Annotated in this window: 20 protein-coding genes and 5 pseudogenes; 18 read left to right on the top strand and 7 right to left on the bottom strand. The window is 66.3% G+C overall.

Annotated features, from left to right (window positions below; translation table 11 throughout):
- Positions 1 to 126: 126 nt before the first annotated feature.
- Together ACUDAL_RS12855 and ACUDAL_RS12850 are read left to right on the top strand one after the other, a co-directional pair.
- Positions 127 to 375: a sulfurtransferase TusA family protein gene (locus ACUDAL_RS12855; RefSeq protein ID WP_444678395.1), complete on the top strand. Its 249-nt coding sequence runs from the start codon at positions 127 to 129 to the stop codon at positions 373 to 375.
- Positions 372 to 1475: an AI-2E family transporter gene (locus tag ACUDAL_RS12850; protein ID WP_444678394.1), complete on the top strand. Its 1104-nt coding sequence runs from the start codon at positions 372 to 374 to the stop codon at positions 1473 to 1475. Before ACUDAL_RS12855 ends, ACUDAL_RS12850 begins: the two co-directional genes overlap by 4 nt.
- A gap of 41 nt (positions 1476 to 1516) precedes the next feature.
- Here ACUDAL_RS12850 and ACUDAL_RS12845 read toward each other — a convergent pair whose 3' ends face one another.
- Positions 1517 to 1993, bottom strand: coding sequence for a peroxiredoxin (locus ACUDAL_RS12845; RefSeq protein WP_444678393.1), 477 nt, complete (start codon positions 1991 to 1993; stop codon positions 1517 to 1519).
- A 184-nt stretch (positions 1994 to 2177) separates the two neighbouring features.
- Here ACUDAL_RS12845 and dapA point away from each other — a divergent pair, with 184 nt between their 5' ends.
- From dapA to purC, 5 genes and pseudogenes are all read left to right on the top strand, one after another.
- Positions 2178 to 3062: a 4-hydroxy-tetrahydrodipicolinate synthase gene (dapA, locus tag ACUDAL_RS12840; RefSeq protein WP_444678392.1), complete on the top strand. Its 885-nt coding sequence runs from the start codon at positions 2178 to 2180 to the stop codon at positions 3060 to 3062.
- Positions 3063 to 3240: 178 nt separating this feature from the next.
- A complete protein-coding gene (locus tag ACUDAL_RS12835; RefSeq protein WP_444678391.1) occupies positions 3241 to 3543 on the top strand; it encodes a hypothetical protein in 303 nt (100 codons plus the stop codon).
- 2 nt (positions 3544 to 3545) lie between these two features.
- Positions 3546 to 4079 (top strand): hypothetical protein, encoded by a 534-nt coding sequence (locus ACUDAL_RS12830; RefSeq protein ID WP_444678390.1) that lies wholly within the window; start codon positions 3546 to 3548, stop codon positions 4077 to 4079.
- Between the two features lie 38 nt (positions 4080 to 4117).
- Positions 4118 to 4887 (top strand): annotated as a pseudogene (locus ACUDAL_RS12825) (MBL fold metallo-hydrolase).
- A 42-nt stretch (positions 4888 to 4929) separates the two neighbouring features.
- Positions 4930 to 5642, top strand: a pseudogene (purC, locus tag ACUDAL_RS12820) (phosphoribosylaminoimidazolesuccinocarboxamide synthase).
- Between the two features lie 61 nt (positions 5643 to 5703).
- Here purC and tsaA read toward each other — a convergent pair.
- A pseudogene (gene tsaA / locus ACUDAL_RS12815) lies at positions 5704 to 6391 on the bottom strand (tRNA (N6-threonylcarbamoyladenosine(37)-N6)-methyltransferase TrmO).
- Positions 6392 to 6511: 120 nt separating this feature from the next.
- On the opposite strand from tsaA, the gene ACUDAL_RS12810 reads away from it, so the two are divergent.
- Positions 6512 to 7045, top strand: a complete 534-nt coding sequence (locus ACUDAL_RS12810; protein WP_444678389.1) for a GNAT family N-acetyltransferase — start codon at positions 6512 to 6514, stop codon at positions 7043 to 7045.
- Between the two features lie 49 nt (positions 7046 to 7094).
- Here ACUDAL_RS12810 and nadC read toward each other — a convergent pair.
- Positions 7095 to 7948, bottom strand: a pseudogene (nadC, locus tag ACUDAL_RS12805) (carboxylating nicotinate-nucleotide diphosphorylase).
- A 79-nt stretch (positions 7949 to 8027) separates the two neighbouring features.
- On the opposite strand from nadC, the gene ampD reads away from it, so the two are divergent.
- From ampD to ACUDAL_RS12775, 6 genes are all read left to right on the top strand, one after another.
- Positions 8028 to 8600 carry a 1,6-anhydro-N-acetylmuramyl-L-alanine amidase AmpD gene (ampD, locus tag ACUDAL_RS12800; RefSeq protein ID WP_444678388.1) on the top strand — a complete coding sequence of 191 codons (573 nt, stop codon included), beginning with the start codon at positions 8028 to 8030 and terminating at the stop codon, positions 8598 to 8600.
- 315 nt (positions 8601 to 8915) lie between these two features.
- Entirely contained in the window at positions 8916 to 11588 is a 2673-nt protein-coding gene (gene aceE, locus ACUDAL_RS12795; RefSeq protein WP_444678387.1) for a pyruvate dehydrogenase (acetyl-transferring), homodimeric type, read from the top strand.
- A 61-nt stretch (positions 11589 to 11649) separates the two neighbouring features.
- On the top strand, positions 11650 to 13674 hold the full coding sequence (gene aceF / locus ACUDAL_RS12790; RefSeq protein WP_444678386.1) for a pyruvate dehydrogenase complex dihydrolipoyllysine-residue acetyltransferase: 2025 nt from the start codon (positions 11650 to 11652) through the stop codon (positions 13672 to 13674).
- Positions 13675 to 13911: 237 nt separating this feature from the next.
- On the top strand, positions 13912 to 14568 hold the full coding sequence (gene adk / locus ACUDAL_RS12785; protein WP_444678385.1) for an adenylate kinase: 657 nt from the start codon (positions 13912 to 13914) through the stop codon (positions 14566 to 14568).
- 136 nt (positions 14569 to 14704) lie between these two features.
- Complete coding sequence (tsaB, locus tag ACUDAL_RS12780) at positions 14705 to 15409, top strand: tRNA (adenosine(37)-N6)-threonylcarbamoyltransferase complex dimerization subunit type 1 TsaB (RefSeq protein ID WP_444679377.1); 705 nt, start codon at positions 14705 to 14707, stop codon at positions 15407 to 15409.
- The gene (locus tag ACUDAL_RS12775) at positions 15406 to 16122 is read left to right on the top strand and encodes a class I SAM-dependent methyltransferase (protein WP_444678384.1); all 717 of its coding nucleotides are present in this window, start codon (positions 15406 to 15408) and stop codon (positions 16120 to 16122) included. Before tsaB ends, ACUDAL_RS12775 begins: the two co-directional genes overlap by 4 nt.
- Positions 16123 to 16210: 88 nt before the next feature.
- Here the strand turns inward: ACUDAL_RS12775 and ACUDAL_RS12770 are convergent, their stop codons facing one another.
- The 3 genes from ACUDAL_RS12770 to ACUDAL_RS12760 are packed head-to-tail and all read right to left on the bottom strand — an operon-like array spanning position 16211 to position 18593.
- A complete protein-coding gene (locus ACUDAL_RS12770) occupies positions 16211 to 17422 on the bottom strand; it encodes a hypothetical protein (protein ID WP_444678383.1) in 1212 nt (403 codons plus the stop codon).
- Entirely contained in the window at positions 17389 to 17799 is a 411-nt protein-coding gene (locus tag ACUDAL_RS12765) for a 1-acyl-sn-glycerol-3-phosphate acyltransferase (RefSeq protein ID WP_444678382.1), read from the bottom strand. The genes ACUDAL_RS12770 and ACUDAL_RS12765 overlap by 34 nt, the downstream gene beginning before the upstream one ends.
- Complete coding sequence (locus ACUDAL_RS12760) at positions 17727 to 18593, bottom strand: hypothetical protein (RefSeq protein ID WP_444678381.1); 867 nt, start codon at positions 18591 to 18593, stop codon at positions 17727 to 17729. The genes ACUDAL_RS12765 and ACUDAL_RS12760 overlap by 73 nt, the downstream gene beginning before the upstream one ends.
- Before the next feature lie 117 nt (positions 18594 to 18710).
- On the opposite strand from ACUDAL_RS12760, the gene ACUDAL_RS12755 reads away from it, so the two are divergent.
- The 3 genes and pseudogenes from ACUDAL_RS12755 to ACUDAL_RS12745 form a co-directional block, all read left to right on the top strand.
- Positions 18711 to 19037, top strand: a complete 327-nt coding sequence (locus ACUDAL_RS12755) for a phospholipase D-like domain-containing protein (RefSeq protein ID WP_444678380.1) — start codon at positions 18711 to 18713, stop codon at positions 19035 to 19037.
- Between the two features lie 38 nt (positions 19038 to 19075).
- A complete protein-coding gene (locus tag ACUDAL_RS12750) occupies positions 19076 to 20395 on the top strand; it encodes an IS1380 family transposase (protein WP_444677628.1) in 1320 nt (439 codons plus the stop codon).
- Positions 20396 to 20560: 165 nt separating this feature from the next.
- Positions 20561 to 21409: pseudogene (locus ACUDAL_RS12745) on the top strand (phospholipase D-like domain-containing protein); the annotation flags it as partial.
- 4 nt (positions 21410 to 21413) lie between these two features.
- Here ACUDAL_RS12745 and ACUDAL_RS12740 read toward each other — a convergent pair.
- Positions 21414 to 22088: a YecA/YgfB family protein gene (locus ACUDAL_RS12740; RefSeq protein ID WP_444678379.1), complete on the bottom strand. Its 675-nt coding sequence runs from the start codon at positions 22086 to 22088 to the stop codon at positions 21414 to 21416.
- A 110-nt stretch (positions 22089 to 22198) separates the two neighbouring features.
- On the opposite strand from ACUDAL_RS12740, the gene ACUDAL_RS12735 reads away from it, so the two are divergent.
- Positions 22199 to 22771 carry a SprT family zinc-dependent metalloprotease gene (locus ACUDAL_RS12735; protein ID WP_444678378.1) on the top strand — a complete coding sequence of 191 codons (573 nt, stop codon included), beginning with the start codon at positions 22199 to 22201 and terminating at the stop codon, positions 22769 to 22771.
- Positions 22772 to 22843 lie beyond the last annotated feature (72 nt).

Here is a 22843-nt window from a genome sequence, read left to right as displayed (position 1 = left end):
GGCCTTGGGGTTAGCATCCGACATTGATTCGACCTGCAAAGTGCCTTTAAATCTCAAGGGTTTCGTCGTTGTCTGCAAGAGCGCTTCCAGGCGGCAAACCCCTCACGCATTCTCCCGGGAGACAACATGGCTGTGCAACCAGATGACGTACTTGATGCCTGCGGCCTGCCCTGCCCCCTGCCGCTGCTCAAGGCGAAGCAGGCGCTGGCACGGCTCAGTGCCGGCCAGCTGCTCGAGATCATGGCGACCGATGCCGGCTCCTGGCGCGACTTCGAAACCTTTGCCGAGCACAGCAATCACGAGCTGGTAGGGCGCGAGGCGCGAGGCGAGGTCTACCATTACTGGCTTCGCAAGGGCGAGGGGCGCACTACATGACCCTGCGGCAAGTCTTCAAGGGCTGGGTGGATCACTACTTCTCCGATGAGGAGGCGGTGATCCTGCTGGTCGTGCTGATCCTGGGCTTTGCCGCGGTGATCCTGTTCGGCCGCATGCTGGCCCCGTTTCTCACCGCGCTGGTCCTGGCCTTCCTGCTGCAGGGGGCGGTCAATGCATTGACGCGCCGCGGGGTGCCGCATCTGATCGCCGTCACGCTCATCTTCCTCGGCTTTCTTGGTGCACTGCTGGCGCTGGCCTTCATCCTGGTGCCATTGATATGGAACCAGCTGGTGGGGCTGGTGCAGGAGACGCCACGCATGTTCGCCAGCGGCCAACGCTGGCTCGATGACATGCAGGCGCGCTACCCAAACCTTGTCACCCCCGACCAGGTCCAGGAGTGGATCGGCGTGGCCGGGCGCGAGATGACCCAGTTCGGCCAGCGTGCCCTGACCCTGTCGCTGGCCTCGCTGGGCAACGTGCTGTCGCTGATCATCTACCTGGTGCTGGTACCTATCCTGGTGTTCTTCCTGCTCAAGGATCGCGAGCAGCTGGTGAATTTCACGCTGTCTCTGCTACCCCAGCAGCGGACCCTGATGACGCGGATCTGGAAGGAGATGGACGACCAGATCGCCAACTATGTGCGCGGCAAGTTCATCGAAATCATCATCGTCGGCACGGTATCGTTCTTCACCTTTGCCTTCTTCGGCCTGCCCTATTCGGCGCTGCTGGCCGTGCTGGTGGGGTTCTCGGTGCTGGTACCCTACATCGGCGCCGCCGTGGCCACCCTGCCGGTGGCCGCCGTGGCGGGGTTCCATTTCGGCATGAGCGAGCAGTTCCTCTACGTGCTGGTCGCCTACGGCGTGATCCAGGCGCTGGATGGCAACGTGCTGGTGCCGATCCTGTTTTCCGAGGCGGTGAACCTGCACCCGGTGTCGATCATTGTGGCGGTACTGTTCTTCGGCGGGATCTGGGGCTTCTGGGGGATCTTCTTCGCCATTCCGCTGGCGACGCTGCTCAAGGCGCTGGTCTATGCCTGGCCAAGGGGCATGAAGCAGCATCAGGCCGAAGAGGCGCGGATCGCGGAGCCGGCGGGCAAGTGAGGCAGTGCCGGCCGGGCCTGGCGGCTCGGCCGGCCGGTCACTCAGCTCTCGGCGTGCAGGGCCTGGGCGGCTTCCAGTACTTCCTGGGCGTGGCCGCCGACCTTGACCGCGCGCCATTCACGGGCAAGCCGACCTTCGGTGTCGATCAGGAAGGTGCTGCGTTCGATGCCGAGATGCTCCTTGCCGTACAACTTCTTCAGCTTGATGACGTCGAACAGCTTGCAGACTTCCTCGTCCTTGTCGGAGATGAGTTCGAAGTTGAAGGCCTGCTTGGTCTTGAAGTTCTCCTGGGCCCGCAGGCCGTCGCGGGAAACGCCGATCACCACCGTATTGGCCTCATCGAACGCTTCCTTGCGGTCGCGGAAGTCGCCACCTTCGGTGGTGCAGCCGGGCGTGCTGGCCTTGGGGTAGAAGAAGATCACCACCTGGTGGCCCTTGAGCGCCGACAGGGACAAGGTGGTGGCGCCGGTGGCGGGAGCGGTGAAGTCCGGAACGGACTGGCCGATGGCAAGCGTCATGCAAGACTCCTTGGCGGATGGAAGCCCTTCATTACACGCAGCGCGACAGCCGCTGTCAAAGAGCGCGTCGGCCGTGCTGTACAGGCCTGTGCGGCCTGAGTACCATTTACCCTTTGCTCGTGGCGGCGGCGGCGTACGACGCCCGGGTACGGCCTGAGCAGTCAATGCGTAGAGGAACGAGAGGATGATCACTGGCAGTATCGTCGCCCTGGCGACGCCGATGAAGCCCAATGGCGATATCGACTGGGAGGCGCTGCGCCGCTTGGTGAACTTCCACTTGGAGAACGGCACTGACGGCATCGTGGCGGCCGGCACCACCGGTGAACCCACCACCATGTCGTTCGCCGAACACTTCGACGTGATTCGCGCCGTGGTGGAGGAGGTCAACGGCCGCATTCCGGTCATCGCCGGCACTGGGGCCAACGCCACCTCCGAAGCCGTCGAGCTGGCCCGTTACGCCAGCGAAGTCGGCGCCGATTACTGCCTTTCCGTGTGCCCGTACTACAACAAGCCCACCCAGGAAGGCCTGTATCGCCACTTCAAGGCGGTAGCCGAGGGCAGCCGCCTGCCGGTGATCCTCTACAACGTGCCCGGCCGCACCTGCTCCGATCTCTACAACGAGACCGTGATGCGCCTGGCCGAGGTCGACGGTATCGTTGGGCTCAAGGATGCCACGGGCAACCTGGAGCGGGCCGAGGATCTGATCGCGCGCCTGAAGGGCAGCGACTTCATGCTCTACTCCGGCGACGATGGTACCGCCTGCGAGTACATGCTGATGGGGAGCAACGGTGACATCTCGGTGACCGCCAACGTTGCACCCAAGGCCATGCACGAGCTGTGCGTGGCGGCCGTGGCGGGTGACACCGACCGTGCGCACCAGATCAACACGCGCCTCATGCCCCTGCATACCAATCTGGGCATCGAGTCCAACCCGATTCCGGTCAAGTGGGCGCTGCACCGCATGGGCATGATCGACAAGGGCATTCGCCTGCCGTTGACCTGGCTGTCCGAAAAGTACCATGCAACGGTGGACGAGGCGCTGCAACTGGCCGGCGTGATCGAAGATTGACCGAGAGCGAGCCCCGCTGCCCGATAACCTGACTGCAAGGTGGATGCATGAAGTGTGCGCTGAAATGGATGCCGCTGGTGGCAATCGCTGCCATGGCCACCGCCGGCTGTGCCCGGGACGGCTTCTACGATGACCGCAATATCGACTATCGCGAGGCCCGGCTGAGCACACCCTGGCCTTGCCCGAAGGCCGCGACATGCAGCGCTACCGCGACATCATGCCGGTGCCGGAGGCCAGCGGCTCGCTGCGCGAGCAGGAGGGCCGCTTCCGTGCGCCGAGCCCCGAGCGCATGGTGGCGGGCAGTGCGGCCGAGCGCGACTACGTCGAGCGGCGTGAGATCGGTAGCGATCGCTGGCTGGTGATCGGCGCCGACCCCGGCATGGTTTGGCCGCAGCTGCAGGACTTCGCCCGCGCCCGCGGGCTGCAGGTGCAATCCAGCGATGATGCCCGCGGCGTGCTGGACACGGCCCAGGGCGGCTGAGCGTGCGTCAGGGGCTGCGTGCCGGCGACAGCGAGGTGCGCTGCGACCAGAACGGTCGCCCGGTGGCTGCCTGCCTCGATGCGCTGGAGCAGCACTTCAGCGCTCGCAGTGCCACCGCCAGCGCGGCCTCGCTGGCTGGCCAGCGGATGACCAGCGAAGACCGCCTGCGCTTCGAGCAGCTTGCCGGCGGCGACTGGGTAGTGCGCATCCCGCTTGACATCGATCGCGTCTGGGCCGAGCTGAGCCACCAGCTGGAAGCCGATTTTGCCGTCGAGGGCCGCCGCGAGCTGCTTGAGCAGAATCCGCAGCAGCATGACTTCCTGGTCAACTACATGACCGTATCGGAGCGCGGGCGAGGCTTCCTGCAGATCGCCCTCAGCCCCGACGTGCGCCAGATGCCTCAGGAGATTCGCCTGGTGCTTGAAGCCGACGGCAGCGGGCGTACCACGCTGCGGGCCGTCAACGAGAGCGAGCGTCGCTTCGAGGCCGAGGATGCACGCGAGCTGCTGGAACGGGTAGCGGGCCTGCTGCGCTGATGCAACCACCGCAGCCGGGCAAGGCACCACCCAGCGGGATGGCGCGTCTGCGCTTTGCCTCGCTGGGCAGCGGCAGCAAGGGCAATGCCACCCTGGTCAGCGACGGTGAAACCCAGGTGCTAGTCGACTGCGGTTTTGGCCTGCGCGAGACCGAGCGGCGGTTGGCGCGCCTCGGCGTGCACCCGCGCCAGCTCGATGCCGTGCTGGTCACCCACGAGCACGGCGACCACCTGCGCGGCGTGGGCCCCTGGCGCGGCGCTATCAGCTTCCGGTCTATCTGACCCCGGGGACCTGGCTCTCGGGCCGGTTGGGCGAGGTGGCACAGCGGCACTGGATCACGCCGCAGTCGCGCTTCGCGGTGAAGAGCCTCACCATCGACCCGGTTACGGTGCCCCACGATGCCCGCGAGCCGGTACAGTTCCGCTTCCGGGCCGGCGACCGCCACCTGGGGGTACTGACGGACCTGGGCCATGTCAGCGAGCATGTGGTCGAGGCGTTTCGCGGCTGTGATGCGCTGATCCTCGAGTGCAATCACGACCGCCATCTGCTCGAGGTCGGCCCTTACCCGCCGCGGCTCAAGCGCCGCGTCGGCGGCAACTGGGGGCACCTTGCCAATGCGCAGGCGGCGACCCTGCTGCGCCGGCTGGGGCTCGACCGCCTGCAGCAGATCGTCTGCTCGCATCTGTCCGAACATAACAACCGCCCCGAGCTCGCTCTCGAGGCCCTGACGCCGCTGCTCGACGGCGATGCGTCTCGTCTGACCGTGGCCGCCCAGGATGATGGGCTGCACTGGCAGGCGGTGAATTGAGTTGCCCCTTCAGGTCACGCGAATTCCTCTCTGGAGACTCCCATGGAAAAGCGCCAAGAACTCTACGCCGGCAAGGCCAAATCGGTGTACGCCACCGACGATCCCGATCTGCTCGTCCTGCACTTCCGTGACGATACCAGCGCCTTCGACGGCCTGCGCATGGAGTCGCTCGATCGCAAGGGCATGGTCAACAACTGCTTCAACGCCTTCATCATGGAGAAGCTCGCCGCGGCGGGTATCCCCACCCATTTCGAGAAGCGCCTGTCCGCCACCGAGAGCCTGGTCAAGAAGCTCGACATGATTCCGGTCGAGTGCGTAGTGCGCAACCTCGCCGCCGGCGGCCTGGTCAAGCGCCTCGGCGTGGAGGAGGACGCGAGCTGACGCCGCCGACCTTCGAGCTGTTCCTCAAGAACGACGCCCTGCACGACCCGATGATCAATGAGTCGCTGGCCGAGACCTTCGGCTGGGCCACGCCGGAGCAGCTGGCCGAGATGAAGGCGCTGACCTTCAAGGTCAACGCGGTGCTCAAGCAACTGTTCGCCGATGGCGACCTGCTGCTGGTGGACTACAAGCTCGAGTTCGGCCTGTTCAAGGGCCAGGTCGTGCTCGGCGACGAGTTCTCGCCGGACGGCTGCCGGCTGTGGGATGCCAAGACGCGCGACAAGATGGATAAAGACCGCTTCCGCCAGGGGCTGGGTGGCGTGATCGAGGCCTACGAGGAAGTGGGTCGCCGCATCGGCGTCACCTTCGCCTGACCGCGAGCTGCCGGCGTCGGAGAACCTGAAGGGCCCCGCGGGCCCTTCGTCGTGTTCGGCGTCAGGCGGGGACGAGGTCGAGCACTTCCAGCAGGGTGGCCTGCGCTTCCTCGCCGGCGCGAAAGTGCACGTCGACGTCACGCAGGCGCACGCCGTAAGTGCGGTTTTCGGCGCCCCTGCGGTAGGCCGGGCGCGGGTCCTGGGCCAGCACCTGGCGAATCAGCTCGCGCAGCGAGTCGGCATCCTGGCGGGCGGCCAGTGCAGCCTCGGCCTCCTTGCTAAAATGTACCGCCAGCCGCGGCGGGGGCGTGGGGGCGAAGCCGGCGCGGGCGTCGGGGCGTGCCTCGGCCCAGGGTAGGTAGGGCTTGATGTCCAGCACCGGGGTGCCGCTGATCAGGTCGCAGCCGATCAGCGTCAGGCGCACGCCGCGCCGCGTATCGATCTCGCCAAGTTCGACCAGCGACAGCCCCAGCCGATTGGGGCGGTGCGTGCTGCGGCTAGCGAACACCCCGACCTTGGCGTTGCCGCCGAGCCGTGGCGGACGCACCAGCGGCGACCAGCGCTCGGGGCTGTGGTGGAACACGAAGGTCAGCCACAGGTGGCTGAAGGCCTCGAGGCCGCGTACCGCCAAGGGGTCGTCGTAAGGGGGTGAGCACCAGGGTGGCGCGGGCCGCCGGCGCGAGACCGGGCTGGCGCGGCACGCCGAACTTGTCGGGAAAGTCACTCACGACGTAGCCGATGGGCGGCATCATGTAGTGGCTGGGCGCAGGCGGGGAGGTGGACATGGCCGCGATTATGCCTGCCATTGGCCGCGGCGGCGAGCTTGTGTAATCTGCAGGCGGCTATTTCACTCGAGGGACAGGCAATCGATGAATGCGAAGACGAGGGACGGGGAGTCGTCGACGTCAACCAGCCCGCGGATCATCTACCGCCAGGCGAGGGCGCGGGACGGTGCCGATCAGGCCGAGGTCTATCATCACGCCGTGATGCAGGGTGCGGCCGCGCACTACAGCGTGGAGGAGCGCGAGGCGTGGGCCGCGACGATGCCGCGCGAGGCCAGCGTCTGGGTGGCGCGCCAGGCGCTCTATACCACCCTGGTGGCCACCTGCGATGGGCGCTGCGTGGGGTTTCTCGAGCTCGATGTCCCAGGCGGGCGCATCCATACGCTCTACGTCTGGCCCTCGCTGGCGCGGCGAGGCATTGGCTCGACCCTGCTGGTGCACGCCGAGCGGATGCTGCTGGAACAAGGCCACGGCGTTGCCACCATCAATGCCAGCCGCATGCTGGCGGAGAGCCTGCTGCGCCGCGGCTGGCGCGACCAAGGCGTCGAATGGGTGACACGCGACGGGGTAAAGCTCGAGCGTCGGCGCCTGGAGAAGCGCCTCGCTGCCATCGAGACCTGAGCGCGCTCCTCCGTGGCGCGCCATTCGTCTCCTGGCAGGGAGCGCCGCTTCAGGTTTCGCGCAGCTCGATGATGCGCATCGACAGGTCGATCGCCTTGACGTCCTTGGTCAGGGCGCCGCTGGAGATGCAGTCGACGCCGGTTGCGGCGATCTGCCTCAGGGTGGTCTCGTCGACGTTGCCGGAGGCCTCCAGCGTCGCTCGCCCCGCAGTGCGCCTCACCGCCTCACGCATATCGTCCAGCGTGAAGTTGTCGAGCATGATGATGTCGGCCCCTGCCGCCAGCGCCTGGTCGAGCTCGTCGAAGGTTTCCACCTCCACTTCCACCGGCAGGTCGCGGGCGATGCTGCGCGCCTCCTTGACCGCGGCGGCGATACTGCCACAAGCGGCAATGTGATTTTCCTTGATCAGGAAGGCATCGTAGAGGCCGATGCGATGGTTGTGGCCGCCGCCGCAGGTGACCGCATACTTCTGCGCCAGGCGCATGCCGGGCAGGGTCTTGCGCGTGTCGAGCAGGCGTACGCCGGTGCCTTCGAGTAGGTCCACGTAGCGGCGGGTGCGGGTGGCGGTGGCGGACAGGGTCTGCAGCAGGTTGAGAGCGGCACGCTCCCCGTCAGCAAGCTGCGGGCGGGGCCTTCAAGCTCGAGAAAGCACTGGCCGGCGTCGAGGCGGTCGCCATCGGCGGCGCTCCAGCGCAGGGACACGCTGATATCCAGCCGGCGAAAGATCTCCTCTACCCAAGCCACGCCGCACAGGATGGCTGGCTCGCGGGTGATGACCCGGGCCGTGCCCCACTGGCTGGCGGGAATCAGCTGAGCGGTGATGTCGCCGGGGCCGACGTCCTCGGCCAGCAAGTGAGCGGCGGCTTCGCGGATCGCTTCGACAAGGGCGTCCTGATAATGCATGCGGCGGGCCTTTTCATGTTCATGGGGCGTCGGGAGCGTCATTATAGGGAATCCATGTCCGGCACGTCAGGGGAGCGAGATGAGAATCGAGGATGGCTGGCTTGAAGGGGCCCGGCGCGTGCCGTCGCCCAACCAGGACGCACGCCCCGGCGGCGAGGTTTCGGCGGTGGTGTTGCACTCGATCAGCCTGCCGCCCGGTGAGTTCGGCGGGGCGTACATCGAGCGCCTCTTCACCAATTCGCTGGATCCTGCCGCACATCCCTATTTTGCTGATATCGCTCACCTGCGGGTGTCGGCCCACCTTCTCATCCGCCGCAGCGGCGAATGCGTACAGTTCGTGCCCTTCGGCCGGCGTGCCTGGCATGCCGGCCGGTCGTGCTGGCTCGACCGAGGACGCCCACGGAGTGCGCTGAACGATTTCACCGTGGGCATCGAGCTCGAGGGTGACGAGGTCCATGCCTATCGCGATGCTCAGTACCGGGCCCTTGCCCTGGCTACCCAGGCGCTGATGGTGAGCTACGCTGAAATCGAGCCCGCGCGTATCACCAGCCATGCCAGGGTGGCGCCACTGCGCAAGAGCGATCCGGGACCCGCGTTTGACTGGGCCTATTTCAGGCAGTGTGTCGACTGCCTGGAACCGAGAAGTGATTGATTTCGCGGCGTTGCGCTTAATCATACGGTAGTTTTATTACATACCCGGCATTTTCGGCTGAAACTATCGCGAAGGCTCGTAACACCCTGTGTTGCAATGCAATATTGGTGTTTTGGAAAAAATTCCATTCTATTCCGATTGGCAGAAGAGGCGCTTTGCGGTATGTTCTACGCCATTCGTTGTATACGCTTCTGTAAAATGACTACAACAGCCGCGTCGCGGCCTGACATTCCCCTGATCGTCAGCAGTGCGAACCGCCCCGGTACCATCGCCAGGGGCTAGACTGACATCACATTGTCACTCGGAGAGACGTCTATGAGTCTGGAGGCAAGAGAAGATTTCGATCCGGTCGAAACCACGGAATGGTTGGATTCCCTGGAGTCGGTCCTGGATCGTGAGGGCGAGGAACGCGCCCGGTTCCTGCTGTCACGCCTGGCCGACCGGCTGCGCCGTGACGGCATGCAGGCACCCTTCTCGGTGACCACGCCGCATCGCAACACCATTCCGGTGCACCGCGAGGCGCCGATGCCGGGCGACCTGTTCATGGAGCGTCGTATCCGCTCGCTGATTCGCTACAACGCGATTGCCCAGGTCATCCGCAATAACCGCGCCAACCCCGGGCTCGGCGGCCACATTGCCAGCTTTATGTCCGCCGCCACGCTCTACGACGTCGGCTTCAACCACTTCTTCCGCGCGCCCAACGGCGACTTCGGCGGTGACCTGGTCTACATCCAGGGCCACGTGGCGCCGGGGGTGTATGCCCGGGCCTATCTGGAGGGGCGTCTCACCGAGGCGCAGATGGACAAGTACCGTCAGGAAGTCGATGGCGACGGTCTGTCCTCCTACCCCCATCCGTGGCTGATGCCGGACTTCTGGCAGTTCCCCACCGTCTCCATGGGGCTGGGGCCGATCCAGGCGATCTACCAGGCTCACGTGATGAAGTACCTCGACTCGCGCGAGCTGCGTGATATGCAGGATCGCAAGATCTGGTGCTTCATGGGCGACGGCGAGTGCGACGAGCCGGAATCGCTGGGTGCCATCCATCTGGCCAGCCGCGAGAAGCTCGACAACCTGATTTTCGTCATCAACTGCAACCTGCAGCGCCTCGACGGCCCGGTGCGCGGCAACGGGCGCATCATGGACGAACTCGAAGGCGTCTTCCGCGGTGCCGGCTGGAACGTGCTCAAGGTGGTCTGGGGCCGGCTGTGGGATCCGCTGTTCGAGAAGGACAAGAAGGGCATCCTGCAGAAGCGCATGGACGAGGCGGTGGACGGCGAGTACCAGAACTACAAGGCCATCGACGGCGGCTACACCCGCGAGCACTTCTTCGGCAAGTACCCGGAAACCGCCGAAATGGTCAAGGACATGTCCGATGAGGACATCTGGCGCCTCAACCGGGGCGGCCACGACCCGTTCAAGGTCTACGCGGCCTACCACGAAGCGGTGAACAACGCCAACGGCCGTCCCACCGTGATCCTGGCGCATACCGTCAAGGGCTACGGCATGGGCAGCGGCGAGGGCGAGGCTTCCATGGAAGCTCACCAGGTCAAGACCATGGAGTACGAGGCGCTGCGCAAATTCCGCGACCGCTTCGGCATTCCGCTGACCGACGAGCAGCTCAAGGAGGTGCCGTACTACAAGCCGGAGGACGACTCGCCCGAGCTCAGGTACATGCACCTGCAGCGCGAGCGCCTGGGCGGCTACCTGCCGCAGCGCCGCAGCGACTTCGAGGCGCTGACGATCCCGTCGCTCGAGGACAAGACCTTCGCTACCCAGCTGGCGGGCTCCAAGGGGCGCGAGGTGTCCACCACCATGTCGTTCGTGCGCATCCTCAACGGCCTGGTGAAGGACAAGAAGATCGGCCAGCAGGTGGTGCCGATCGTGCCCGACGAGGCGCGTACCTTCGGCATGGAGGGGATGTTCCGCCAGCTCGGCATCTACACCTCCGAAGGCCAGAAGTACGAGCCCGTCGACAAGGGCCAGATCATGTTCTACCGCGAGGATAAGAAGGGCCAGATCCTCGAGGAGGGCATCACCGAGGCCGGGGCGATGTCGGCGTGGATTGCTGCGGCGACCTCCTACAGCAACCACAACCTGCCGCTGCTGCCGTTCTACATCTACTACTCGATGTTCGGCTTCCAGCGCATCGGCGACCTGGCCTGGGCGGCCGGCGACCTGCAGGCGCGCGGCTTCCTGGTTGGCGGCACCGCCGGGCGTACCACGCTCAACGGCGAGGGGCTGCAGCACCAGGACGGCCACAGCCACCTGCAGGCGGCCACCATTCCCAACTGCCGCAGCTACGACCCCACCTATGGCCATGAGGTCGCGGTGATCGTGCAGGACGGCCTGAAGCGCATGTTTGCCGACAAGGAAAACTGCTTCTACTACCTGACGGTGATGAACGAGAACTACGAGCACCCCGAGCTTGAGAACGTGCCCGTCGACGACATCATCAAGGGCATGTACCTGCTGCGCGAGCACCAGGGCGACAAGGGCCACGTGCAGCTGCTCGGCTCCGGCACCATCCTGCGCGAGGTGGAAGAGGCGGCGCGCATGCTGGCCGACGAGTGGGGCGTGGGCTCCGATGTGTGGAGCGTCACCAGCTTCAACGAGCTGCGTCGGGAGGCGCTGCTGCTCGAGCGCGAGGCGTTCCTGAACGCCGCCGACGAGCCGGTCAAACCGCACGTTACCCGCTGCCTGGAAGGTCGCAAGGGGCCGGTCATCGCCTCCACCGACTACATGCGCCTGTTCGCCGACCAGGTGCGTGCCTGGGTGCCGATGGACTACCACGTGCTCGGCACCGACGGCTACGGCCGCTCCGACACTCGCGAGAAGCTGCGCCATTTCTTCGAGGTCGACCGCTACTTCGTCACCGTCGCCTCGCTCAAGGCGCTGGCCGATCGTGGCGAGCTGGATCGCAAGGTGGTCGCCGAGGCGATCAAGAAGTACGGCATTGATCCCAACAAGCCCAATCCGCTGACGAGCTGATCCGGCGGCCAGGCGGGCTTTGGCCCGCCTGTTCCAGGCACGATTTGGAAGGAGCGCGACCTTGAGTAGCGAAATCATCAAAGTTCCCGATATCGGCGGCAGTGAAGACGTCGAGATCATCGAAATCGCCGTATCCGAAGGGGATGTCATCCAGCCCGAGGACACCCTGATCACGCTGGAGTCCGACAAGGCCAGCATGGACGTGCCGTCGCCCAAGGGCGGTAAGGTGGTGCGCGTGCTGGTGAAAGAGGGCGACACCGTCTCCGAGGGCGACGACATCGTCGAGCTCGAGGTGGAAGGCGGCGGCAGCGGAGACGCCGGTGGCCAGGAGCAGGGCGCCAAGTCCGAGCCCAAGCGCGACGCAGCGCCGCAGAAGGCTGCCGAGCCTGCCGCAGAGAAGCCGGCGGCGAAGAAGGCCAGTGGCGGCGGCAAGCGTACCGTCGAGATCAAGGTGCCCGACCTGGGCGGCTCCGAAAACGTCGAGATTATCGAAGTGGCGGTTGCCGAAGGTGACGAGGTAGCTGAAGAGGACACCCTGATCACGCTGGAGTCGGACAAGGCGTCGATGGATGTGCCGAGCCCTTACGGCGGCAAGCTGGTCACGCTCACCGTCAAGGAGGGCGACACCGTCTCCGAAGGTGACGTGATCGGTACCATGGAGATTGCCGGCGAGGGCGGTGATGAGGCCGATGGCGGCGAGTCCGAGGCCGTCGAGACCACCGCGGAACCCGCCGAGCAGGCCGAAGCGCCGGCCGAGGAGGAAGCGGTGAGCGGCGAGCCCGAGCGCCGCGAGATCCGCGTGCCCGACCTCTCCGGCGCCAGCGACGTGCCGATCATCGAGATCGCCGTTAGCGCCGGCGACGAGATCAACGAAGAAGACCCGCTGATCACCCTGGAGTCCGACAAGGCCTCCATGGACGTGCCGAGCCCCTACAAGGGCAAGCTGATCGAACTCACCGTCAAGGAGGGCGACAGCGTCTCCGAGGGTGACCTGATCGGCTATATCGAGGTGGCCGGAGCCAAGCCGCGGGCGGCCACGCCGAAGTCGAGCCCGGCGCCCAGCGAGCCCTCCGAGAAGCCGGCCTCGCCCACCCAGGCCAAGCCGACCCCGGCCGGCACGCCTAGCCCCGAGGCGCAGATGGCGGCCCACAAGCCGCGCGACGGCAAGCTGGTGCATGCCGGCCCTGCGGTGCGCATGCTGGCGCGCGAGCTCGGCGTCGACCTGGGGCTGGTCAAGCCGAGCGGACCGAAGGACCGCGTGCTGAAGGAAGACGTCCACGCCTACGTCAAGCAGGCGATGGCGGGCAAGGGCCAGGCGGCTGCCGCCGCGCCGGCGGCGGCCGGAGGTGCCGGCATCCCGCCGGTCCCGGACCAGGACTTCAGCCAGTACGGCGAGGTCGAAGAGAAGGCGATGGGACGCCTGCTCAAGATGGGCGCCACCAACCTGCATCGCAGCTGGCTCAACGTACCTCACGTGACCCAGTTCGACGAGGCGGACATTACCGAGCTCGAGGCCTTCCGCAAGTCGATGAAGGCCGAAGCCGAGGCCCAGGGTGCCAAGCTCACGCCGCTGCCGTTCCTGATCAAGGCGTGTGCCTTCGCCCTGCGCAAGTTCCCGCAGTTCAACGTCAGCCTGAAGAGCGACGGCGAGACCATGGTGTGGAAGAAGTATGTCCATATCGGTATCGCGGTCGATACGCCCGATGGCCTGATGGTGCCGGTGATCCGCGATGCCGATAAGAAGTCGCTGATCGAACTGGCCAAGGAGAGCGTGGAGCTGGCCGGCAAGGCGCAGTCGAAGAAGCTCAAGCGCGAGGAGATGACCGGTGGCTGCTTCACCATCTCTAGCCTGGGCTCCATTGGCGGCACCGCCTTCACGCCGATCGTCAACGCGCCGGAGGTCGCCATCCTCGGCGTCTCCAAGGCGCAGATGAAGCCGGTGTGGAACGGCGCTGAGTTCGAGCCGCGCCTGATGATGCCGCTCTGTCTCTCCTATGACCATCGCGCAGTCAACGGTGCCGATGCGGCGCGCTTCACCGCCTTCCTGGCGGCGGCGCTAGGCGATCTACGGCGCTTGCTGATGTGATGCCCGCGTAGCGAGAACGGCGGCGCCTCACGAGGCGCCGCCGTTGTTTTGGTGCCACCGCCAGGTGGGAATACCAAAGTGCAACTAAGCAGCTAACCTTATGAATTTCTTGCGGCTTCAGCAGCAATTGGCGAAGCGGCCGGCGTAGCTGCGGTTGTCTGGCTGCGGTGGCACGGTTATCGTTCACGACAGTCCATTTCTCGGTAAAGATTTTCCACTTTTTAAAGGAGCAGCCAGATGCGTTTGATCCTGTTGGGCGCCCCGGGGGCCGGCAAGGGCACCCAGGCCCAGTTCATCTGCGAACGGTTCAATATCCCGCAGATTTCCACCGGCGACATGCTGCGTGCTGCGGTCAAGGAGGGCAGCGAACTGGGGCTCAAGGTCAAGGAGATCATGACCAGCGGTGGCCTGGTCTCCGATGACCTGATCATTGCCCTGGTCAAGGAGCGCATCAGCCAGCCCGACTGCGAGAATGGCTTCCTGTTCGACGGCTTTCCGCGCACCATTCCCCAGGCCGACGCCATGAAGGAAGCCGGGGTCAAGATCGATCACGTGCTGGAGATCGCCGTGGCCGACGAGGAGATCGTCAAGCGCCTGGCGGGCCGTCGGGTGCACCCGAGTTCTGGTCGCGTCTATCACGTCGAGTACAACCCGCCGAAGGAAGAGGGCAAGGACGACGTCACCGGCGAGCCGCTGATCCAGCGTGATGACGACCGCGAGTCCACCGTACGCAACCGCCTGGCGGTCTACCACGAGCAGACCGCTCCGCTGGTCGACTACTACCAGCAGTGGGCCGAGGAAGATCCGCAGGCGGCGCCGGCCTACCACCGTGTGGAAGGGGTCGGCAGCGTCGACCAGATCACCGCCCAGGTGATCGAGGCGCTGAAAGGCTGAAGCCTCGCTGACTGGCTGTGCCCGAGTGAACGACGCTGGCCCGCTTTGGCGGGCCAGCGTCGTTTCCGCCATCGTCCCGCGCCCGGCGGCAACGTATAATGTTCGCCCCATTCCCATTCCCGAGCGAAATCCCGCTATGCCGATTCTGCTGGCGCTCGACGCCTCTTCCAGTGCCTGCTCCGCTGCCCTGTTGCTCCAGCGTGAGGGGCACGAGGCCACCCTGGTCTCGCGCTTCGCGCTCACGCCGCGCGAACACACCCGGCGGCTACTGCCGATGGTCGACGAGGTGCTTGCCGAGGCGGGCATCGCGCCGTCGGCGCTGGATGCCGTGGCCTATGGCCGTGGCCCCGGCTCGTTTACCGGGCTGCGTATCGCAGCAGGCACCGCGCAGGGCCTGGCTTACGGCCTGGAGCGGCCCCTGCTGGGGGTGTCGACCCTTGAAGCGCTGGCGCTGGCCGCCCATCGGCGCGACGGCGTCGAGCATGCAGTGACGGCGCTGGATGCGCGCATGGGCGAGATTTACGTGGCCGCCTGGCGCTGCCGTGCGGGTGCCACCGAGGCGCTGCTGGATGAAGCGGTGCTTGCACCGCAGCGTCTTGTGCTGTCGGCGCTGGACGAAACGGCCGACTGGTACGGCATCGGCTCCGGCTGGGCGCTGCGCGATGCGATGCCGGCCGCCGTCCAGGCCGCGGTGACGCGCTTCGACAGCACCGCAGAGCCGGCCGCCGAAGCCATGGTGCTGCTGGCCGCGCGCGATTTTGCGCTGGGCATGCGTCCGGCTCCCCACGAGAGCCAGCCGATCTACCTACGTGACCAGGTCGCATGGCAGAAGGGCGGATGAGCCGCGGCGACCCGAGGGTGTCAGCGGAGCCGGCAGAAAAGCTGGTCCTGCGTCGTGAAGAGGGTGCCCTGGTGCTGATCGGTGACCCGGTTCGCCATGGCAAGCCGCTGCGCGTCGATTTCGCCGAGGGGCGAGCCGCTCACCGGCGCCGCTTCGGCGGCGGCCGCGGCCAGCTAATCGCCCGCGCCTGCGGCCTTGCCGCCGGGGTCACGCCCAGCGTGGTCGACGCCACCGCCGGCCTTGGCCGAGATGCCTTCGTGTTGGCGAGCCTCGGTGCCGAGGTGCTGCTCGTGGAGCGTGTGGCTCAGATCCACGCGCTGCTAGAAGACGGCCTGGCACGTGCCGCCCGGGATGCCGACACGGCCGAGATCGTCGCCCGCATGCACCTGGCACATGGCGACGCCACCCGCGATCTGGCGGCGCTGGTGGCCGCCAGCGGTGTCGCACCCCAGGTGGTGCACCTCGATCCGATGTTCCCCCACCGCGAGAAGTCGGCGCTGGTGAAGAAGGAGATGCGCCTGTTTCGCGAGCTGGCCGGCGACGACGACGACGCGCCGCGGCTGCTGCAAGCGGCGCTCGATGTCGCCACCCACCGCGTGGTGGTAAAGCGTCCGCGCAAGGCGCCGCCCATCGCAGGGCCGGCGCCGCAGCATGTCATCGAAGGCAAGACCAGCCGCTACGACCTCTACGTCCACCGCTCGCTCAAGGCGTGAGATGGAGTTTTCCCGCGCTGCCCGCCGGTTTTACGCCACGCCACAAGCGCTCATCGCTAGCCATGGCTGACGAGCTGCAGCCGATGCCTCAGCGCCGGGTCGTACAGCTCGCCGGTGCGCTGTGCGGCGCTGCGCAGCCGCTCGTCGTAGCACAGTACCCTGCCTCCTCACGGACCCACCCTTCGGCCTCCAGGTTCTGGATCAGGCTGGCGAACAGCGTGCGATCGAAGTACTCCGGCGCATCGCGCCCGGAAAGCAGGGCCAGCCGCTGAGTCAGCTGCTGGCTGCGCTCGGCGAGCGCCTCGCGATCGAGCGTGCCGGAAGGCTCGCCGAGCAGCAGGCTCAGTAGCAGGTAGCCGCGCTCGAGCGAGGGCTGCATCAGCCGCCCGAGCAGGCGCAGCTGCTCGCCAGCCTCGAGCGACCGGGAGCGCTGCCAGCCGCCCTCGCAGGGGACCAGTAGCCCTTGACTGCACAGGGCATCCAGCATGCTGGGCAGCCCCTGGTGCAGGTCGTCCGGCCCCAGGAAAAGCTCACGGGCCAGGATTGGCCAGGGCGGGGCAAGTCGGGCCAGCAGGCCTTCCAGGTCCTGCATCGGCGTGTGGCGAAACGCGAAGGCGCTCAGGCTCGCCAGGGCGAAGAGGTGCAGCACATTGTTGCGATACCACACCAGCAGGTTGGCCTGGTCGGGGGTAGCCACCAAGATATCGCCCAGCGCATGCGGGCGACGCTCGATCATGCCCAGCGAGACCACTTGGGCGATCCAGTCGTCGGGTTCACCGCTTGGCAGGCTGTAGTCGCGTCCGCCGGGGCAGTGGCGCTGCAGTGCGCTTAGCAGCGCGAGCTGGCGCGCCATCAGGCTGGCTTCGATGGCGCGGTGGGGCGTGGCCAGTAGCACCAGGGCCACCAGGTTGACCGGGTTGAGGGCCGCCGCGGCGTTGATGCGCCGGGCCAGCTCTTCACCGAGGCGAGGCACGGCCTGACTGAGCCAGGCCGGCTTCGGCGAGACCTCGTCGCGCCAGCCGGGAGCGCCCGCATCGAGCCAGGGCCCGAGCGCCAGCGGTTCACCCACGTTGACCGTCACCTTGCCGAACGGCTGGCGCAACTGGCCGAGCACGCGCAGCAGCCCCCAGGGCGTTTCCTTGGGTTTCTTGCCGCCACGCAGCTCGCGCTGATAGCTTCCGCCTTCGATGATCTTCTCGTAGCCGATATAGACCGGGATGAAGGCGAACCGCGAGGCATCGCTGCAACGAGCGAACGAGCGCAGGGTCATCGCCAGCATGCCGGGGCGCGGCGCCAGCATCCTGCCGCTGCGCGAGCGACCCCCTCCATGAAGTACTCCAGCGGATGGCCATGGGCCAGCAGCCGGTGCAGGTATTCGTGGAACACGGCGGCATAGAGCGGCTTGTCGCGAAAGCTGCGGCGCATGAAGAAGGCGCCGCAGCGGCGCAGCAACGGGCCGATCATCGGCATGTTCAGGTTGCGCCCGGCGGCGATGTGCGGCGGCATCAGGCCGTCGCGATAGAGCACGTAGGAGAGCAGCAGGTAGTCGATGTGGCTGCGATGGCAGGGCACGTAGACCAGCGTATGGTCGCCGGCCAGTGCCTTCACCCGGTCGAGCCCGTGCACCTCGACGCCGTCGTAGAGCCGGTTCCACAGGCGCCGCAGCAGGCCGTCCATGAAGCGCAGCACCGGGTACGACATGCTGGAGGCGATCTCGTGGCCGTAACGCAGGGCGCGGCGCTGTAGCCGGGCGGGGAACGTTTTTCGGTCGACGCCAGGGTATCGATGACCTCGCGAACCTCGGGGCTCTTGGCCACGCCTTCGATCAGCGTACGGCGATGCGAGAGATCCGGGCCCAGCACGCGTGTGCGCATGCGGCGAAAGTGAACCCGCAGCAGGCGTGCACACTTGCGGTTGGCCAGCGCGGCGCCGCGGGCGTCGAGCAGGTTGCTGAGCTTCAGCGGCGCACCGAACTGCACCTCCACGCTGCGGGTGTGCAGCAGGATCGACAGCGCCCGCCGCAGCCTGCCGGTGAGCTGCCAACTGTCGGCCGCCAGCAGGTGCCAGAGGCCGAAGCGCTTGCCGGGCGCGCGGCCCCAGAAGATGCTCACGGGCACCAGCTGGAGGTCTGTCCCGGGGTGCTGCGCCACCTGGTCGAGCGCCTCCTGAAAGGGCGCCTGTAGGCCGCTGCCGCGCCGCCACAGTCGGCGCTGCGGTGCCGGCAGCGCCAGGCAGGCGGGCAGGGCGACCTCCCCGATCAGGTGGCGGCCGCGGGCGGGAGGCAGGCCATGGCGTTCGCACAGGGTCTCCAGCAGCAGCGTGTCGGAGAGCGCGACATGGGGCAGGACGTACACGACGGGAAGCGAGGGGTCCAGCGGCAGCGCCTGCGGCGCGGGTTCGATGTGCCGGGCCTCGACCCAGGCTTTGATCAGGCGGCGCAACGGGGTGCGAAGGAAAGTGCCAGCTACCATTCCACGGCCTCGGCTTGGGGCGAAAAGCCAGTATAGACGCCTCGCCGGGGCCGGGTCAGGTGCTTTCCCTCGACACGCAAACGTGCGTCAATCACGGCTCGGATGAGGGGGCAGGCCATGCATGGCGTGTGGCGGGATGGTAATCGGTTTGAACTCTTGGCGGAGTCGGCGCGTTTCCTGCCGGCGATGTTTGCAGCCATCGAACGGGCGCAGCACTCGATCCTGATCGAGCTCTACCTGATGGAGTCCGGGCAGCTGGCTTCGGTGCTGATCGACTCGCTCACGCATGCCGCCGAGCGCGGCGTGAAGGTGGCGCTGATGCTGGACGGCTATGGCGCCATGGGGCTGGCGGGAGAGGACCGGCGGCGGCTGGAAGAAGCGGGAGTGGCGCTTAGCCCGAATATTGCACCAGGCATGAAAAAAGCGGCTGAAAATCGGTTATAATTCAAGAGCCTAACCAAGAATTAGCCGACACAGCCGCCATGACAAAATGTACCACGCCCACCGCCACCTTTCCACGCTGCAAAGGCCGTCAGATCACCGCCAGCTTCGATGGCGGCGAGGTCACCTCTGACGGTGGCATCCTGCTGCTGCGGCAGCTCGACCGCGAGATGGGCCTGACCCGCGCTATCGCTCGCCGGCTGAGTGATGACCGCGATCCTCAACGCTGCCTGCATCGCACCGAAACCCTGGTTCGGCAGCGCGTGTTTGGCCTGGCGCTGGGCTACGAGGATCTCAACGACCACCAGGCGCTGCGTCACGACATCGCCCTGCAGACCGCCGTCGATACCGACGGCGTGCTGGCCAGCCAGTCCACGCTGTGTCGCTTCGAGCAGCAAGCCGATCGGGACTGGGCGGTCACCATCCACGAGGAAATGATCGAGCAGTTCATCCGCTCGTTCCGGCGGCCACCCAAGAAGCCGCTCTACCTCGACTTCGATGCCACCGACGACCGGGTGCACGGCCAGCAGCTCGGGCGGCACTTCAACGGCTACTACAACCACTACATCTTTCTGCCGCTGTTCGTGTTCTGTGGCGATCAGCTGCTGGTCAGCTACCTTCGCCCGGCCTACCGAGATGCCGCCCACCACGCCGGCGCCATTCTTGCCCTGCTGGTTCGGCGGCTGCGCCAGGCGTGGCCTGAGGTAAAGGTCGTATTCCGCGGCGACAGCGGCTTCTGCCGCCCGCTGATCCTCAGTTGGTGCGAGCGCCACGGTGTCGACTACATCGTCGGCCTCGCCGGCAACCCGCGGCTGGCCAAGCTAGCCCTGGATATCGACTACGAGTCAGCTATCCGCTTCGAGAAGACCCGTGAGAAGCAGCGAGTCTTCGGCTTCATCGAGTACGCCGCCAAGAGCTGGAAGAAGCGCCGACGAAAGGTGGTCGTCAAATCCGAGACCAGTTGGCGTGGCTTCAACACCCGCTACGTGGTGACCAACCTGCGCGGCTGCAGCGCAGAGTGGCTCTACGACCACCGCTACTGCGCCCGAGGCGAGATGGAGAACCGCATCAAGGAGCAGCAGCTCCTGTTCTCAGACCGCACCAGCTGCCACCAATGGTGGTCCAATCAGTACCGACTGCTGCTCTCGGGGCTGGCCTACCTGCTCCTGGAGCGGCTGCGTCGGATTTACCTTAAGCGCACCGCCTTCGCCCAAGCCCAGGTCAACACCATCCGCCTGAAGCTGCTGAAGATCGGCGCCGTCATCACTCGCAACACACGGACCATTCGGCTGATGTTGAACAGCCAGTATCCGGAGCAGGACCTCTTCCTGATGTTGGCCAGCAAGCTGGTGCCGGGATAGCGTCGCGGCGTGCTGTCCCCGGCACAGAAAAGACATGGGGGTGGGGGAGGTGCGCCCTGAGCACAGGAACTTGATCAAAAAGCAGCCAAACTCCACCCCAGATCCCTTTTATCCCCACCGAGCCTGGCATCTGGGGACTTCTGACTGACCCGGTGCAACATCCGGGTTAGGTTCTTCAATCCGCTGGGCTTTCACTCGCTGGCGCTCAACCTCACCCGCGATCATCGCAAGCTGATGGTGATCGATGGCCAGGTGGCCTTCACCGGTGGCTTCGGGGCGGTCGACGAGTTTCTCGATGCCTGGTACGAGGTAGCGGTGCGCATCGAGGGGCCGGTAGTGGCCGACTGGGTGCGCTTGTTCTCGCGACTATGGGACTCCCCGCTGACGCGCGGCGGCGGCGATCCCGGCCTGGTGCGCGATCTGGGCCTGGCCTATACCCTGCGCGAGGATTACCGCGGCATGCGTGGCCGCGTGGTGTGGGGGCAGGGCTATCGCTACCAGGCCATTCGCCACTCCCTCTATGCGCGGGTCTCGGCATCGCAGCGGCGTATCTGGCTGTGCACGCCCTATTTCGTACCCACTTTCAGCCTGCGGCTGCGCCTGGTGCGTGCCGCACGGCGTGGTGTCGATGTGCGCCTGCTGCTGCCCGGCGTCGACCACGACCATCCCTGGGTGCGCTACGCCGGCCAGCGTTTCTATCGCCGCATGCTGCGTGCCGGAGTGCGCATCTACGAGTTCCAGCCCACCTTCATCCACGCCAAGTTCTCGCTGGTCGACCAGTGGTCGAGCGTCGGCTCGTGCAACTTCGACCACTGGAGCCTGCACTGGAACCTGGAAGCCAACCAGGAAGTGGAGGATGCCCGCTTCGCCGGGGAGGTGGCGGCGCTGTTCGAGCGCAACTTCGCCGCCAGCCGCGAGATCACCTATCAGATCTGGCTGCAGCGACCCCGCTGGCAGCGCTTCAAGGAGTGGATCTTCGGCACCTTCGACGCCTGGCTGACGCGGCTGCGGTAATCGGCTATCGCTTGCCGCCCGGCTTGCCCTTGCCAGAGCCCTTGCCAGAGCCGCGGCCTGCCGGCTTCTTCTTACGCGGCATGGGCTTGGGCGTTTCTGGGGGTACGCGATAGTGCAGGTAGAGGTCCAGCACCAGGTCGGGCAGCTGGGCCACCAGCGACTCCAGGCGAGCCCCGTCCGCTACCATCTCGGCCATGTCGGGCTCGTCATCGAACAGCCCCGACAGCGCCATGAACGGCAGTAGCAGCGTGGCCACCGTCTCCTCGTCCTGGGCGAACCAGGCGTCTTCGTCGAGGAACACGCCCTCCATGAAGCCCGCGCACCAGTCGCCGACCGGGGTCTCCTCTGCGGGCAGGCCTTCCAGGGTCAGGTCGAAGGGCAGCTCGGGCAGCCCGCCCTGCTCCAGGGTGTCGATGGCATTGACACGCAGTTTCTCAAGCAGGCCGAGGATCTCGCCGCGTTCGGCATCGTCGGCGAAAGTCGGCTCGCCGTGGAACAGCTCGGCGACCCAGGTGGCGGCATCGTGCTCCCGCGGGGCCACGGCCAGGGCCACGAGGAAGCCATGGGCCGCGATCAGGTCTAGGGCATCGGGATCGACGCTTTCCGAGTCGAGGAATTCATCGAGGCGCTCGAGCTCTTCGTCCTCGAGCAGGGGCTGGGGCAGGGGCGTGTCGGACATTGGGCCTCTCGCATGGCTTCGTGACATGACTTCGTGGCAAGGCTTCGTGAAGCGGGCGGCGGCCAGCCTGGGCTGGACGTCGCCGGGGCGGGGCGTCATTCTAGCACCCCATGAGACAACCCGCGCTGCCTGATCCTTGCCCACAATGGCTCGCTCGCCTCGACGATGCGGCGCTTCACCAGGCCTTGCTGGACCGCGTGGAGGCCGCCTGGCAGCTGTGCCGCCGCTACCACCCCGGGCTGCCGCGGCCGAAGGTTTGGTGCGACCTGCGCGGCCAGTGTGCCGGCCAGGCCCACTATGGCCGCGGCGGGCTGCGCTTCAACCCGGTGCTGCTGGGCGAGAACCGCCAGGCCTTTCTGGTTGAGGTGGTGCCGCACGAGATGGCCCATTGGCTGGTGCGGCACCTGAGCGACGGCCGCCAGGCCAGGCCTCACGGTCGGGAGTGGCGCACCGTGATGGCCCGCCTGTTCGGCCTCGAACCGCGGGTCACCCACCGCTTCGATACCCGGCGCGCGAGCCCGTCGCCCTTCCGCTACCACTGCGGATGCCAGGCCCATTTCTTCACTTCCCGGCGCCATTTGCTGGCCCGCGGCGGGCGGCGCTACCGCTGCCTGAGCTGCGCTCAGACCTTGGTCTATCAGCCCTTTGTCGACCCGGAGTCGACTTCCAACTCTATGAATTGAAACAGAAATTTCTTGATACCAAGGTCTAAGGGGAAGGCCGCTTCAGGCGGTATATCCTTGCTCATCATCAAG

It is taken from the genome of Halomonas sp. E19, from assembly GCF_052439355.1.
GTDB lineage: Bacteria > Pseudomonadota > Gammaproteobacteria > Pseudomonadales > Halomonadaceae > Halomonas.
Note: the sequence above shows the minus strand (reverse complement) of the source record. Positions and strands in the feature narration are given on the sequence as shown.